Annotated in this window: 12 protein-coding genes and 1 pseudogene; 3 read left to right on the top strand and 10 right to left on the bottom strand. The window is 67.1% G+C overall.

The window, feature by feature from the left end:
• Positions 1-108 precede the first annotated feature (108 nt).
• The 4 genes and pseudogenes from WS61_RS05475 to WS61_RS05460 form a co-directional block, all read right to left on the bottom strand.
• On the bottom strand, positions 109-1,674 hold the full coding sequence (locus WS61_RS05475) for a diguanylate cyclase (RefSeq protein WP_059499593.1): 1,566 nt from the start codon (positions 1,672-1,674) through the stop codon (positions 109-111).
• Between the two features lie 563 nt (positions 1,675-2,237).
• Entirely contained in the window at positions 2,238-4,412 is a 2,175-nt protein-coding gene (locus tag WS61_RS05470) for a malate synthase G (protein ID WP_059499592.1), read from the bottom strand.
• A gap of 46 nt (positions 4,413-4,458) precedes the next feature.
• Positions 4,459-4,863 (bottom strand): heme-binding protein, encoded by a 405-nt coding sequence (locus WS61_RS05465; RefSeq protein WP_059499591.1) that lies wholly within the window; start codon positions 4,861-4,863, stop codon positions 4,459-4,461.
• Between the two features lie 22 nt (positions 4,864-4,885).
• A pseudogene (locus WS61_RS05460) lies at positions 4,886-5,083 on the bottom strand (heterodisulfide reductase-related iron-sulfur binding cluster); the annotation flags it as partial.
• 171 nt (positions 5,084-5,254) lie between these two features.
• Between WS61_RS05460 and WS61_RS05455 the strand changes: the two are divergent.
• Together WS61_RS05455 and WS61_RS05450 are read left to right on the top strand one after the other, a co-directional pair.
• Positions 5,255-6,709, top strand: a complete 1,455-nt coding sequence (locus WS61_RS05455) for a DEAD/DEAH box helicase (protein WP_059499589.1) — start codon at positions 5,255-5,257, stop codon at positions 6,707-6,709.
• Positions 6,710-6,882: 173 nt separating this feature from the next.
• Entirely contained in the window at positions 6,883-7,266 is a 384-nt protein-coding gene (locus WS61_RS05450) for a hypothetical protein (RefSeq protein WP_059499588.1), read from the top strand.
• 81 nt (positions 7,267-7,347) lie between these two features.
• Here WS61_RS05450 and WS61_RS05445 read toward each other — a convergent pair whose 3' ends face one another.
• Positions 7,348-8,289 (bottom strand): LysR substrate-binding domain-containing protein, encoded by a 942-nt coding sequence (locus tag WS61_RS05445; protein ID WP_059499587.1) that lies wholly within the window; start codon positions 8,287-8,289, stop codon positions 7,348-7,350.
• 82 nt (positions 8,290-8,371) lie between these two features.
• Here WS61_RS05445 and WS61_RS05440 point away from each other — a divergent pair, with 82 nt between their 5' ends.
• Positions 8,372-8,770: a nuclear transport factor 2 family protein gene (locus tag WS61_RS05440; RefSeq protein WP_179949330.1), complete on the top strand. Its 399-nt coding sequence runs from the start codon at positions 8,372-8,374 to the stop codon at positions 8,768-8,770.
• A gap of 216 nt (positions 8,771-8,986) precedes the next feature.
• Here the strand turns inward: WS61_RS05440 and WS61_RS05435 are convergent, their stop codons facing one another.
• Genes WS61_RS05435 through WS61_RS05415 form a run of 5 tightly spaced genes read right to left on the bottom strand, consistent with a single transcriptional unit; the run spans position 8,987 to position 15,326 of the window.
• Complete coding sequence (locus tag WS61_RS05435; protein WP_027781771.1) at positions 8,987-9,838, bottom strand: carbohydrate ABC transporter permease; 852 nt, start codon at positions 9,836-9,838, stop codon at positions 8,987-8,989.
• 21 nt (positions 9,839-9,859) lie between these two features.
• Positions 9,860-10,801: a carbohydrate ABC transporter permease gene (locus WS61_RS05430; protein ID WP_059499585.1), complete on the bottom strand. Its 942-nt coding sequence runs from the start codon at positions 10,799-10,801 to the stop codon at positions 9,860-9,862.
• A 54-nt stretch (positions 10,802-10,855) separates the two neighbouring features.
• Positions 10,856-12,115 (bottom strand): ABC transporter substrate-binding protein, encoded by a 1,260-nt coding sequence (locus WS61_RS05425; RefSeq protein ID WP_059499584.1) that lies wholly within the window; start codon positions 12,113-12,115, stop codon positions 10,856-10,858.
• A 59-nt stretch (positions 12,116-12,174) separates the two neighbouring features.
• A complete protein-coding gene (locus WS61_RS05420) occupies positions 12,175-14,160 on the bottom strand; it encodes a beta-galactosidase (protein WP_059499583.1) in 1,986 nt (661 codons plus the stop codon).
• An 8-nt stretch (positions 14,161-14,168) separates the two neighbouring features.
• Complete coding sequence (locus WS61_RS05415; protein ID WP_059499582.1) at positions 14,169-15,326, bottom strand: ABC transporter ATP-binding protein; 1,158 nt, start codon at positions 15,324-15,326, stop codon at positions 14,169-14,171.
• Position 15,327: the final 1 nt, after the last annotated feature.

The following is a 15,327-nucleotide window of genomic DNA, read 5'->3' as shown; positions in this document are numbered from 1 at the left end:
GCCAGCCAGGCGCCGCGGGCCGGGTGCATCGGCCGCGCGGCGGCGTATCGAGCCGGTATTGTCGACGATTTTGCATGCGGACGGCGGCCGCCCCCGCTGCCTGGACGCTCAGGCCCGCCGCGATTCGAGATCGTCGGCCAGCGTGGCCGCCTGCACGACGACGCGATTGCGCCCGCCTTCCTTCGCCCGATACAGCGCATCGTCGGCACGCTTGAGCGCGGCCTGGATGTTGTCGTCGCGTTCGGGATAGCTGGTCGTCACGCCGATGCTCACCGTCAGCCGGCCGACCGTGCCGGCGTCGTGTCGGATGCCGAGATCGATGATGCCCGTGCGGATCGTTTCGGCGATCGTTACCGCGCCGGCCGTGTCGATGTCCGGCAGCACCACGACGAATTCCTCGCCGCCGTAGCGCGCCGCATAGTCGGCCGGGCGGCGCAGGCAGCCGGCGACGCAGTGGCCGACCGCGGCGAGCGCGTCGTCGCCGGCCTGGTGGCCCTGCGTGTCGTTGTAGCGCTTGAAGTCGTCGACGTCGATGAACAGCAGCGACAGCGCATGTTGCGAGCGCGCGGCGCGGCGCCATTCGCGCGCGAGCGTGACGTCGAGCATCCGGCGGTTGTCGAGGCCCGTCAGGCCGTCGGTGCGCGCGAGCGCCTGCAGCTCGGTTTCCGCGCGATGACGCTTGCGCAATTGCACGTCGAGCAGCAGCGACAGGCCGACGAAGCCGATCGCGAGCGCGGCCATCGCGGAGCCGATCGGGATCGCACGGTCGTACCATGCGGCGTAGGTGTCCGCTTCCGAGCGCGCGACCATGACGATGAGCGGCAGGTGTTCGAGGTGCCGGAACACGTACAGGCGCCGCACGCCGTCGATCGACGCGGTATCGGCGAAGCTGCCTTCGCTGGCGGTCATGAAGTGCCGGAACGTGCTCGCGCGGCTGATGTCGCGGCCGACGATTTTGGGGTCGTACGGCTCGCGCGCGACCATCTTGCCGTCCGTGTTGATCAGCGCGACCGAGCCGCGATCGCCGAGCGACAGGCGCGAGAACAGGTTCTGGAAATATTCGAGCCGGATCGACATCACGGCGACGCCGCCGAACGAGCCGTCGGGCCGCGTGATCCGTCGGCTGAGCGCGATGCTCGGCGAGCCCCCGCGCAGCCGCGAATGATACGGATCGCTGACATACAGGCCGACGTCGGGCCGGTCGCGGTGCACGGTGAAGTACGGCTCGTTGCCGAAGTTGGCCTTGCGCGGCACGTCGCTCTTGCCGTCGACCGCGATGTCGCCTTTCGCGTCGAGCACATAGATGCCGCCGAGGTACTTGGCCGTCGTCGCCCGGTCGAACAGCACCTGGCGGCGCAGCGGCATCGGCAAGGCGACGACCGCGGGGTCGTTCATGCCTTCGACGACGGCCTGCAGCGAAAGCGAATAGATTTCGATGTTGCGTTCGATGTCCCACGACGCCATCAGCGCGAGGTTCTGTTGCATGCTGCGCGAGCGGTCGCGCGCGTCGATCCGGCCTTCGTACAGCACGATTCCGCACAGGAGCAGCAGGATCAGCGCGATCAGCAGCCCCGTATAGAAAATCAGGTGTGGCAGCAGGAACCGGCGCAGATGAGCGGCGACACGACTCGTCAGGCCGGATTCGCTGGGCATTGCGTAGTCGGTTTCTGCCATGGTCCGTGGATCGGGGGCATCGTCGCCGCGCGCCGGGCCGATGCGATTGTTCGTATGACTACCGGTGGCGATCCGGTGCGCAGCCCTTCCCGTGGATGCGTTGCGTTCAGCGGAGAAAACGGGTACCGATTATCGGCAATCGCGGCCGGATAAACCGATGAAGCCTGTATTCACAGGTAACGTCTGCTGCAATTCGACGGTCCGACGAATCGCGCGATGCGAATGCCACGGAGTATAACGCGCGTGTTTGCGTGCGCGGAAAATGTCGCAACCTGTTGATCAGGGTCAAATTACGGCGTAATCCGGCGCTTGCCGATATCGGGCGGAGCGTTGCGGCGCAAGGCTTTGCGGGGCGGCGGGACAGGTCGCGCGGCAAACGGTTGCGGATACCGGCGGATTAACGGCCGGCGGCATCGTCCGAGAAAGCGCGCGACAGGCGCCCATTATCGGTTTCAACGGTCGGGTGAACGCGAATATGAAAACGGGCAGCCGCGAGGCTGCCCGTTTCGCAAGACCGGCGTGCAGCCGGCGCCCGGCATGCGGGAGCGCCCGCATGCGCAGGATCATGCGCCGTGCTGTTGCGCCTTGAACGCGAGCCGGAACCGGTGCAGCAGCGGCTCGGTATAGCCGCTCGGCTGCGACGTACCTTGCAGCGCGAGCGCGCACGCGGCCTGGAACGCGGTCGACTGGTCGTAGCCGGGCGCCATCGGGCGATAGTTCGGGTCGCCGGCGTTCTGCTGGTCGACGACCCGGGCCATCCGCTTGAACACGTCGAGCACGAACGCCTCGGTGATCACGCCGTGGCGCAGCCAGTTCGCGATGTGCTGGCTCGAAATGCGCAGCGTCGCGCGATCTTCCATCAGGCCGACGTCGTGGATATCCGGCACCTTCGAGCAGCCGACGCCCTGTTCGACCCAGCGCACGACGTAGCCGAGGATGCCCTGCGCGTTGTTCTCGACCTCGCTCAGGATCTCGGCTTCGCTCCACGCGGCGCGCTCGACGACCGGCACCGTCAGCAGCCCTTCGAGCAGCGCGTCGCGCTCGCTCGCGTACGGCGTCTTCTCGAGTTCCTGCTGGACGGCCTGCACGTCGACGAGGTGGTAGTGCAGCGCGTGCAGCGTCGCGGCGGTTGGCGACGGCACCCACGCGGTGTTCGCGCCGGCGCGCGGATGCGCGATCTTCTGCTCGAGCATCGCGTGCATCAGGTCCGGCATCGCCCACATGCCCTTGCCGATCTGCGCGCGGCCGCGCAGGCCGGCCGATAGGCCCGCGAGCACGTTGTTGCGCTCGTACGACTGGATCCACGCCGACGATTTCATGTCGCCCTTGCGGATCATCGGGCCCGCTTCCATCGCGGTGTGCATCTCGTCGCCGGTGCGGTCGAGGAAGCCGGTGTTGATGAACGCGACGCGCGCGGCGGCCGCGGCGATACACGCGGCGAGGTTCACGCTGGTGCGGCGCTCCTCGTCCATGATGCCCATCTTCAGCGTGTTGCGCGGCAGGCCGTACAGCTCCTCGATGCGCGCGAACAGCGTGTCGGCGAATGCGACTTCGGCCGGGCCGTGCATTTTCGGCTTCACGATGTAGATCGAGCCCGTGCGCGAATTGCGCTTGGCCTTCAGGTCGTGCAGCGCGCACAGCGTCGTGACGACGCCGTCGAGGATCCCTTCCGGAATCTCGTTGCCGTCGCGGTCGAGCACCGCGCCGTTGGTCATCAGGTGGCCGACGTTGCGCACGAACAGCAGCGAGCGGCCGTGCAGCGACAGCGTGCCGCCGGCCGGCGTCGTGTACTCGCGATCGGCGTTCAGGCGGCGCGTGAAGACCTTGCCGCCCTTCGCGACTTCCTCGGCGAGCGTGCCTTGCATCAGGCCGAGCCAGTTGCGGTAGAGCTGGACCTTGTCGTCGGCGTCGACCGCCGCGACCGAATCCTCGCAGTCGATGATCGTGCTGACCGCGGCTTCGAGCACGACGTCCTTCACGTTCGCGAGATCGGCGCGACCGATCGGCGTCGACGCATCGATCTGGATCTCGAGGTGCAGGCCGTTGTGCTTCAGCAGGATCGCGGACGGCGCGTCGGCCGCACCCTGGTAGCCGACGAACTGCGCGGGCTGCGCGAGATGCACGACGCCCTTGCCGGTTTCGACCGCAAGCTGGCCGTCCTGCACGCGGTAGCGCAGTGCGTCGCGGTGCGAGCCGCTCGCGAGCGGCGCGGCGTTGTCGAGCACGCCGCGCGCGTAGTCGATTACGCGCTGGCCGCGCGTCGGGTTGTAGGCCGACGTGCGTTCGGCGCCGCCGTCTTCCGGCAACGCGTCGGTGCCGTACAGCGCGTCGTACAGGCTGCCCCAGCGCGCGTTCGCGGCGTTCAGCGCATAGCGCGCGTTCGACAGCGGCACGACGAGCTGCGGGCCGGCCTGCGTGGCGATCTCGCTGTCGACGTTCGCGGTGGCTGCCGCGACGTTCGACGGGACCGGCACGAGATAGCCGATTCGTTCGAGAAATGCGCGATACGCGGCATGGTCGCGTACCGGGCCGGGGTGCGCGCGATGCCACGCGTCGAGTTCCTGCTGCAGGCGGTCGCGCTCGGCGAGCAGCTCGCGGTTGCGCGGCGCGAGATCGTGCACCAGGGCCGAGAAACCGCTCCAGAACGCGGCCTTGTCGATGCCGGTGCCCGGCAGCGCTTCGTTTTCAATGAACTGGCTCAGCGCTGGCGCGACTTGCAGTCCTGCTTGGTCGATCATCGTGAATCCTCCCGGGGAATGAAAAACGCGTGCGCGGCTTGGCTGGTTATTCCGCGACGCTGCGTGTGCCGGCGCGGGCGATCTGCGCGTCCTGTTCGGACTTTACGCCAGACACGCCGATCGCGCCCGTTATCCGGCCGCCGACCGTAACCGGCACGCCGCCTTCGAGCAATCCCGTCAGCGGCGCGCTCAGAAACGCGGTGCGGCCACCGTTGATCATATCCTCATACGCCTTCGTGTCGCGACGGCCGAGCGCCGCCGCACGCGCCTTGTCCTGCGCAAGGTAGCTGCTGGCCGGCGATGCGCCGTTCAGCCGCGCGAACGCGAGCAGGTGCCCGCCATCGTCGACGACGGCGATCGACACGGCCCAGCCGTGGCGTTCCGCTTCCTCGCGGGCAGCGGCGAGCATGCGCTCGGCATCGGCCAGTTCGAGTTCGGGTTTCGTTTGCATGGCTTTCCTGCGGAATCGGCGGTCAGTCGACCAGCCGGTTGTCGGCGAGCTCGATCCAGTAACGCGCGGGCGTGCGGCCCGCGCCGTTCAGACGAGTCTGGCAGCCGACGTTGGCGGTGACAATCAGGTCGGGCTGCGCGGCTTCCAGCGCATCGAGCTTGTTGTCGCGGAGTGTCGTCGCGAGTTCGGGTTGCGTCAGCGAATGGGGGCCGGCCGAGCCGCCCATATCCGCCAGGACGAGGCGCGCTGGTGCAGTGTGCTCGTCGACGCGATCCGGTCGCTCGACACGGTCCCGACGCGGGGCGGTGGACATGCGGTTGCGCGGCGGCGCGGGTGGGGCGCAACCGGGACGGTAACCGCTAGAATTGCGGTTTTCGCCCGGAATACGTCCATGTCTTTTGCCTCGCTTGGCCTGATCGAGCCGTTGCTGCGCAATGTGCAGAGCCTCAATTACCAGACACCCACGCCGGTGCAGGCCAAGGCGATTCCCGCCGTGCTCGGCGGCAAGGACGTCATGGCCGCCGCGCAGACCGGCACCGGCAAGACGGCCGGCTTTGCGCTGCCGCTGTTGCAACGGCTGGTGCAACACGGCCCGGCGGTGTCCAGCAACCGTGCGCGCGTGCTGGTGCTGGTGCCCACGCGAGAACTGGCCGAACAGGTGCTGCAGAGCTTCGTCGCGTACGGCAAAGGGCTCGATCTGCGATTTCTGGCCGCGTACGGCGGCGTGAGCATCAATCCTCAGATGATGAAGCTGCGCAAGGGCGTGGACGTGCTCGTTGCCACGCCGGGCCGCTTGCTCGACCTCCATCGCCAGAACGCCGTGCAGTTCGATCAGGTGCAGGCGCTGGTGCTGGACGAAGCCGACCGCATGCTGGATCTCGGCTTCGCGCGCGAACTCGACGCGGTCTTTGCCGCGTTGCCCGCCAAGCGCCAGACGCTGCTGTTCTCGGCCACGTTCTCCGACGAGATCCGCACGATGGCGGCGGGCATTCTGCGCAGCCCGGTCGACATCAGCGTCAGCCCGCCCAACGCCACGGCGAGCAAGATCAAGCAATGGGTGGTGCCGGTCGACAAGCGGAACAAGCCGGATCTCTTCATGCACCTGGTGGCCCAAAACAAGTGGGAGCATGCGCTGGTATTCGTCAAGACCCGCAATGGCGTCGATTATCTGGCGCTCATGCTGGAGAAAGCGGGCTACGCGGTCGATACGATCCACGGCGACAAGCCGCAACCCGCACGTTTGCGCGCGCTGGAGCGTTTCAAGACGGGTGAAGTGCAGATGCTGGTCGCCACCGACGTGGCGGCGCGCGGGCTGGATATCGACGATCTGCCGCTGGTGATCAACGTCGATCTGCCGATCGTCGCGCAAGACTACGTGCACCGTATCGGCCGTACCGGCCGTGCGGGCGCCAGCGGTGTCGCGGTGTCGCTCGTGTGCGCCGATGAAGCGCCGCAATTGGCCGCGATCGAAGCGCTGATCCGGCAGACGCTGCGTCGGGAAGAAGAGCCGGGTTTCGAAGCCGAACACCGCGTGCCGGAAACCAGCGCGACGGGTCAGATCGTCAAGAAGCCGAAAAAGCCGAAGAAGCCCAAGGTGCAGCAAGCCGTGCCGGTCGCCAAACCGGGGCCGGGCAAGAAGCCGCATACGCAGGGCGGCGAAGGCAAGCGCAAGTCCGGGGCGCAGCATGCGACGGCCACGGGTGCCGGCAAGGGTCCCGACTACACCATCGGCAGCCCGTTCAGCGTGCAGAAGCCGCGCAGCAAACCGGCGGCCAAGCCGCCGGCGGGGAAGGCCGCGGGCAAATCTGCCGGCGGGCGTGGCAAACCTGGCAAACCGTCCAGGTAGACTGAACCCTTCCCTTTCAACGTGCCCGATACGATCGAACCGTCCGATGCAGTGAACGCATACGGGCGGTTCGGAACCGCGCTGCCGGTTTTCTCGCTCGCGACCTGAAACCGCGTGCGATAGCGGCTTCCCCGCGTGACCCATGATGGGCGATGACTGAAGTGAGAGATGGAATGACGACGACATTCGACGAGGCGACAACGGCGGCGATTGCCGCATTTGCCCAACTGGATTTCTACACGGCTGTGCAAGCGATGCGCGCCGAGGCCGATTACGACCACGAACGAGACCAGTGGATCTCGCGCTATGTCGACGAGCACGGCGGCGGCGTGGACGATGCGGAATACGACGCCCTGCACGCGCGGGCGCAGGCAACGCCGGAATACGCGGAGTTCATTGAGGGGGTCCGGCGGGAAATTCTGGAGTACTTCGGCGTAACCGACGATCAACTGGACTGCATGGTCGTGCTGCGCGAAGACGACAGCGATGCGCTGTGGGCGGAAGTCAACCGGCAGCGCAGCGCGCTGGGAACCGGTGAAGTACGCGGCGATCTCTGACCGGGCCCGTCATTCGTCGGCAGGTTGGGGGCGCCATTTGAAGATCGGCTCCGAGCCACGTATCGGATGCTCGCCTGTCAATCAATCTTCTCGCGCCAGTCGTAGCAGGATATCGGCGAGGGCTCGAATTTTCGGTTGTGCCGCCCGTTGGGGCGGATAGACGAGGAAGTAGGAAAGGCCGTCTTCAGCCACATCCTCGAACGGTGTCACGAGCGATCCGGCACGGAGTCGGTCTCGCGCCATTCGCGGGTCGCCGATTGCAATGCCGTGTCCTTCCGTCGATGCCGCGAGCGTCAATTCGAGGGTATCGAATACGAGCCCACGTCCCGCATCGATCTGGCGTGCCCCCACGTGATCGAGCCAGCATCGCCACTCTGCGCGGCTGGGCCCGGGATGGAGCAAATCGACATGCGCAAGGTCGGCAACGGATCGCAGCGATGTCGCCAATGCGGGCGCGCACATTGGCGTGAGCCGCTCGGGAAACAACGGTACCGCGTCCATACCGGTCCACTGCCCCGTGCCCCGCACAATGATGGCGTCGACGTCGGACGTGGCGAAATCCGGCGTGTCGTCCGCGGATGTCGAGAGACGCAGCTCCGTCCCGCTCATCGCGCGATGAATGTCCGGCAGCCGTGGGAGCAACCAGCGAACGGCGAACGTGGACGGCAACTTCAACGTGAGCACCGAGGTCGCCCGTGCATGGGCATCCGCATGCCTGACCAATTGCGCGAGCACGTCGACCGCGACCGTCAGCAGTGCATTGCCTTCCGGCGTCAACGTCAGCCCCGATACATGGCGCACGAACAGTGCGCATCGGTAATGCGTTTCCAGCTGCTGTATCTGGCGGCTCACTGCGCCTTGCGTGCGGCATAGATGATCCGCGGCCTTGCTGACGCTGCCCAGCTGCGCTGCGGCGACGAACGACTGAATCGCCGCCAGCGGCGGGAGCGGGCGCGTCAGATCGGCCAGCGGATATGCATGCGCCGCATACCCGGGTTGCAAATTTTTCGATTGTTCGGTCATCGGTGCGTCGCTATCGTGCGTCTACCGGATGCCCTGTTCTCGCGAATGAACGGGGTCGTCGACGAATGATCGGAGGATAATTTTGGGCTCAACGTCGGAATCACTCTACACGGAACAGGTTCGCGCTTACCTTCGGGAACTGGAGCGAGGCGACGTCTGCGCCATTTGCGCGCTATTTACGCCGGACGCGCAGATTTTCTCGCCATTTCTCGGCTGGATGCACCCCGAGCCCTTCTTTTCGAAGGTCGCTGCCGCATCGGGAGAAAGCAGGATTACACCGATCGATATCTGCGTCAGCACGAGCGGGGCTCGACGTGCGACAGGTTACTTCATCTACGACTGGGGCCTGAAAGACGGTTCGGTGGCGCGCTTCGAGTGCGTCGACGTGTTCGAGTTCGACACGGCGGGGCTCATCGAACGGATGATCATCGTGTACGACACCCATCCGATTCGCAGTACGGTCGGCGACAAGTATGCCTAGTTGAATCGATGTCGGGGCAAAGTCGTGCCCTGACGCCCACGCGCGTCGAAGCCGAGCGACGAGTGTAATCGGTCGATGGCGTTGAAGCCTGGACGGCGGGCCAGGTTCGCCAGGGGACCCTACCCGAATCCGCAACAGAATCCGCAAAAAAAGCCCGCCGAAGCGGGCAACCTCACGATGCGGAGGGGGAGATACGAAGACGCAGCCGGCGCGCGTTCAGCCTTTCGTCGCGCCGAACGTGAGCCCCGCGACGAAATGCTTCTGCATCGCGAAGAACATCGCGACCGACGGCAGCGCGGCGAGAATCGACCCGGCCGATACGAGATTCCACGACGTCGTCCATTGCCCCTTCAGCGCCGCGACACCCGCCGTGATCGGCGCCGCCTCGTCGCCTTGCGTGAGGCACAGCGCCCAGAAGTAATCGTTCCACACGAACGTGAACACGAGAATCGCGAGTGCGGCCAGCGCCGGCCGGATCAACGGCAGCACGATTCGCCAGAACACCGTCCATTCGCCCGCGCCTTCGATGCGCGCCGCCTCGATCAGCTCGAACGGCAACTGCTTGATGAAGTTGCGCAGGAACAGCGTGCAGAAGCCCGTCTGGAACGCGACGTGAAACAGGATCAGCGCTTCGACGGTATTGAACACGCCGAGCCGCAGCGACAGGTCGCGCACCGGAATCATCAACACCTGCACCGGCACGAAATTGCCGGCGACGAACGTGCCGAACAGCGCGGTATTGCCGCGAAACCGATAGGTGGCGAGCGCGAAGCCGGCCATCGCCGCGAGCGCGATCGAGCCGATGACCGACGGCACGGTGATCTGCACGCTGTTCCAGAAGTAATGCAGCATCGGCGACGTGGTCAGCGCGTCGCGATAGTTCTCGATCATCGCGAAGCGGCGCGGCCAGCCCCAGTAATGACCTTCGACGAGTTCCTCGGTCGAGCGCACCGACGTGACGAACACCGCGATCATCGGCAGCAGCCAGACGAGCAGCGCGACGGGCAGCGACAGCTTGTACAGCCGGCGCGATACCGGCTTCCAGTGGGCAACGGGTGTCGGAAACATGATGAGCGCACTCCCGAAAGGTCACTGCTCGTTGCGCAGCATGCGGCGCAACTGGAACACGATGTAGACGAGCATGATCGCGAACAGCACGACCGCGATCGACGCGGAATAGCCGAGCCGGTAGTACTTGATCGCCTGGTCGTACATGTAATACGCGAGCACGGTCGAGCTTTCGAACGGGCCGCCGCCCGTCATCACCGAGATCAGGTCGAAGCTGCGCAGCGCGCCGATCACCGTGACGACGATCGCCATGAAGGTGGTCGGCCGCAGTTGCGGCAGCACGACGTGCCATAGCAGCGCGAATCCGCGCGCGCCTTCCATCCGCGCGGCCTCGATCTGTTCCGGGTTGACCGACGTGAGCCCGGTCAGGTACAGGATCATGCAGTACGCCGTTTGCGGCCACAGCGCGGCGAACACGATCCCGAACGTCGCATAGCGCGCGTCGCCGAGTACCGGGATGCCATGCCCGGCGAGCAGCGCGAGCAGCCCGAAGGTCGGATCGTAGAACCACGAGAAGATCAGCCCGACGACCACGCCCGACAGCACGAACGGCGCGAAGAACAGCGATTTCACGAGCCGGATGCCACCGACCGCCTGGTTCAGGTACAGCGCGAGGGCGAGGCCGAGCGGCGGCGCGAGCATGAACAGCGCGAGCCAGATCACGTTGTTGCGCAGCGCCGTGTAGAACGTCGGCGCGTGCAGCAGCTCCGCATAGTTCGCGAGACCGACGAAGGTGCGTTCGGTCATCCCGTCCCAGTTGTACAGGCTCAGCCACAGCGTCGACAGGATCGGCCAGATCACATAGACGGCTACCATCGCGCAGGCCGGCGCGAGAAAGAGCCACGCGGCGCGCCGTTGCCGCCGCACGGCGGGCGACGGGCGGCGCGCGGGCAGCGTGGTGGCGGATGGGCCGCGCGGCGGCGCGGTGCCGGCGGGCGGGGGGGACGCGATCGGACTGGACACGGCAAGCCTCCTGAACGGACACGGCGGCGCGCGGCCGCCGGTTGGGTCACGCGGTCACTTCTTGTAGATCCGCTTGCGGGTCTGTTCGAGCTGTGCGAGCACCGTATCGAGCTGCGCGGGATTCGCGAGGAACTGCTGCATGCCCTTCATCCCTTCGTCGGCCATTTCCTTGGTCATGTCGCGATCGTAGAACTGCGCGACGCCGCCCTTCGTGTCGGCGAGGATCCGGAAGCCGATGCGCGAGATCGGATCGGCCGGCTCCGGCGACTTGCTGTTGGCCGACAGCGAGCCGAGCCCTTCGGCCAGCTTCGCGCCGATCTCCGGCGTTTCGACGAACGCGAGGAACGTGTGCGCGTCGGCCTTGTTCTTCGCCTTGGTCGGGATGTGCAGCGATTCGACCGGGCCGTCCTCCGCGGTCGGCACCTTCGGGTCGATGATCGGGAAGCGGTAGTAGCCCATTTCCTGCTTGACGTTCGGCGGGAAACCCGCCGCGATGAAGGTGCCCATCAGCATCATCGCGGCCTTGCCCTGGAACAGGAACGGCTGCGCGCCGTCGAGATCGTAGGACAGCGCGTTGTCGATGAAGTAACCGGCATCGATCAGCGATTTCCACGTCGTGTAGACCTTCTTCACGCGCGGGTCGGTGTACGGCACGTCGCCGGCCATCAGTTGCTGGTGGAACGCGTTGCCGTTCAGCCGCAGGTCGAGATAATCGAACCAGCCGGCGAGCGTCCACGCATCGCGGCCGCCGATCGCCACCGGCGTGATGCCCGCGGCCTTGAGCTTCTTGCACGCATCGAGAAACTGGTCCCACGTCTTCGTTTCGTCGGCGATGCCGACCTTGCGGAACAGATCCTTGCGGTAGAACAGCCCCCACGAGTAATAGACGGTCGGCGCCGCGTACTGCTTGCCGTTGTACGACGATGCGCTGCGCGTCGACGCGTACATCGCATCCCAGCCGTTCTTCGTCCAGTCGCCGCTCAGATCCTCGAACAGCCCGCGCTTCGCGTAGTACGCCATCCGTTCGCCCGCGTGCCAGTTCACGACGTCCGGCGCGACGGTCGTGAGCCACGCGGGGAGCTGTACCTTGTACGCTTCCTCGTCGACGAAGGTCGGCTTCACGTCGATGTCGGGATGCGCCTTGTGGAACGCTTCGATCGTCGACTGCCACACGGCGCGCTGGCTCGCGCCCTTGAACGCGATGTTGATCGTCAGCGTGCCGGCATCGGCGGGCGCCGTCGTGCCGAGCGACGCGAAGGCGACGGCGGCGGCCGTGGCGAGCCGGGCGGCGGCGCGAAGGGGGCGATGTGTCATGGTGTCTCCAGTCCTGTGTGTCGTTGTGCGTGACCGGCGCGTTGCGGCGCCGGGGGAGGTTACGAACGGCTTCGATACACGGCGACGCCTTGCGGCTCGACCTGTGCGGCGCCGACCACGAACGCGGACGGCGGCACCGCGTCGATCGTGTGCGGTGTGCTCGCGTAATTGAACACGTAAGTCAGCCCGCCGCGCCGGCTCACGCGTACGGCGTCGCCGAGCGGCGTCGGCGCGAGGCCGGCTTCGGCCGCGACATCGGCGAACAGTCGCGTGGTGGTTGCATCGTCGAACGGTGCGGCCCAGTAGTGCAGCGTACCGTGCGTGATGCACGCCGGATGGCCGTCGGCGAAGCGCGCGTGCACGACGCTGCGCGTGTCGTCGTGCAGCTCGACGAGGTCGCGCCAGTGACGCGCGTCGCCCGCGAACGGCGCGCCGTCGCGCAACGTGCCGTCGATCCGTTCGGTCACGTTCGGCCGCAGCGATTCGACGCGCCATACCCGCACGGGCAGGATCGACGCGAGCGGGCCGGGCGGCAGCGCCGGCGGAACCTGCAGGTCGGCGGTCTTCGAGCCGGTGCGCGGCCCGAACACCGCATGCGCGCCCGACGCGGCGAGCCGCGACGCGAAATCGTCCGGTACGATCGGCAGCGGCGGCACGACGACGAGGCGGTAGCCGTCGAGCGGCGCGTGCGCCGACACGATGTCGACGTCGAGGCCGAGCGAGCGCAGCGCCGAGTAGTACTCGAACGCGAAACGCGGATAGTGGAAATCGGCGCCCTGCGGCTGCACTTCGAACAGCCACTTCGCCTCGTAGTCGAAGACCAGCGCGACCGGTGCGCGCACCGGGCCGTCCGCGTCCGCGCCGGCGTCGTGCACGGCCACGATCTCGCGCGCGACGCGCTGCGCTTCGCGGCCGCCTTCGTCGAGCTGGTCGTCGGGGGTGTGCAGGCCCGCGTGCATCTGTTCCTGCGCGAACGGCGCCTGCCGCCAGCGGAAGTACGACACGCAACCGGCGCCGTGCGCGAACGCTTCCCAGCTCCACAGCCGCACCATGCCCGGCAGCGGCGCGGGGTTCCAGTGCGCCCAGTTCACGGGGCCCGGCTGCTGTTCCATCACCCAGAACGGCAGTTTCGACATGCCGCGGTACAGGTCGTGATTGAACGACGCGAAATCGGGATGGCCGGTGCGCAGCCAGCGCGCCTTCACGTCGGGCGCGAACCACAGCTCCTCGAGCGCGCCGAGCGGGTAGCTGTCCCACGTCGCGACGTCGAGGTCGCGCGCGACTTCGTAGTGATCGAACTCGGTGAACAGCTGCATGAAGTTGTGCGCGACCGGGCGGCCCGGCGAGTGTGCGCGGATCACGTCGACCTGCATTCGGTGATAGCGCGCGAGTTCGTCGGACGCGAAGCGCCGGTAGTCGAGGCGATGCGACGGATGGGCTTCGGTCACGGTGCCCACGGGCGCATCCACTTCGTCGAAATGGCGATACTCCATGCTCCAGAACACGGTGCCCCACGCACGGTTGAGCGCGTCGATCGTGCCGTAGCGCGCCTGCAGCCATTCGCGGAAGCGCACGAGCGCGGCCGGCGAGTAGCTGACGACGGTCTGGTGGCAACCCAGCTCGTTGTCGGTCTGCCAGTAGCGCACGGCCGGGTGGCGGCCATAGCGTTCGGCGACCGCCGTGCAGATCTGGCGCGACGCTTCGAGATAGGTCGGCGACGAGAAATCGTAGTGGCGGCGCGAGCCGAACGCGCGCGGCCGGCCGTCGGCGCCGATCGCGAGGATGTCGGGATGGCGGTCGACCAGCCATTTCGGCGGCGTGGCGGTCGGCGTGCACATCACGATCTCGAGGCCGGCCGCCCCGAGCACGTCGACCGCACGGTCGAGCCAGCCCCAGTCGTATTCGCCCGGCGACGGCTCGATACGGCTCCACGCGAATTCGGCGATCCGCACCTGCGCGATGCCGAGCGTTTTCATCCGGCGGGCGTCGTCGGCCCACATCGATTCCGGCCAGTGTTCCGGGTAGTAGCAGACTCCGAGGCGCATGCCGATCCTTATGCGTAGTGGTGAACGTGGACGTCGGCGCACACGGGCACCGCGCGGCCGTCTTCGGTGAACAGATGGCAGGCCGCGGCCGGCGCGTGCACGTGCACGCGTTCGCCGGTGTGCACCTGCGCGTCGCCCGGCACCTTCGCGATCAGCGGCGTCGCACTGGGCTGGCCGCACGGATCGAGGTGCACGTAGGTCTGTTCGCCCAGGCGCTCGACGAGCGCGACGTCGCGCGCGAGCGTCGTCGCATCGGGCGCGGCGCCGAGCGTCAGGTGCTCGGGGCGGATGCCGAGCGTCACGGCGGCGCCGGCGCCGAGCGCCGAGCCGTCGCGCGGCAGCACGAAGATTTCGCCGGACGGCACGAGCGAGACGGTCGTGCGATGCGCGTCGCACGCGGTCACGACGGCCGGCAGGAAGTTCATGCGCGGCGAGCCGATGAAGCCCGCGACGAAGCGGCTGGCCGGGTGATGGTAGAGGTCGAGCGGCGCGCCGACCTGCGCGATGCTGCCGTGCCGCGCGGTATCCGCGCCGGCGTGCAGCAGCACGATCTTGTCGGCGAGCGTCATCGCCTCGGTCTGGTCGTGCGTCACGTAGACGACGCTCGCGCGTTCGAACTGCCGATGCAGCCGCGCGATCTCGATGCGGGTCTGGCCGCGCAACGCCGCGTCGAGATTCGACAGCGGTTCGTCGAACAGGAACACGCCGGGCTCGCGCACGATCGCGCGGCCGATCGCGACGCGCTGCCGCTGGCCGCCCGACAGCGCCTTCGGCTTGCGTTCGAGCAGCGTGTCGAGCTGCAGGATCCGTGCGGCGTCGCGCACCTTCCGGTCGATCTCGGCCTTCGGCACGCGCGCGAGCTTCAGCCCGAACGCCATGTTCTCGTACACCGTCATGTGCGGAAACAGCGCGTAGCTCTGGAACACCATCGCCACGCCGCGCTCGGCCGCCGGCACGTCGTCGACGCGGCGGCCGTCGATCGACAGCTCGCCCGCGCTCAGATCCTCCAGCCCGGCGATCATGCGCAGCAGCGTCGATTTCCCGCATCCGGACGGCCCGAGAAACACGCAGAACTCGTGCGCGCCGATCTCCAGATCGACGTCGCGAATGACCGGCGCATGCTCGCCATAGGCTTTCTGCACGCGCCGCATCGAGATGCTCGCCATT

This window comes from Burkholderia sp. ABCPW 11 (assembly GCF_001523445.1).
Lineage (GTDB): Bacteria > Pseudomonadota > Gammaproteobacteria > Burkholderiales > Burkholderiaceae > Burkholderia.
The sequence above is the reverse complement of the archived record's forward strand: the minus strand, read 5'-3'. Positions and strand labels throughout refer to the sequence as shown.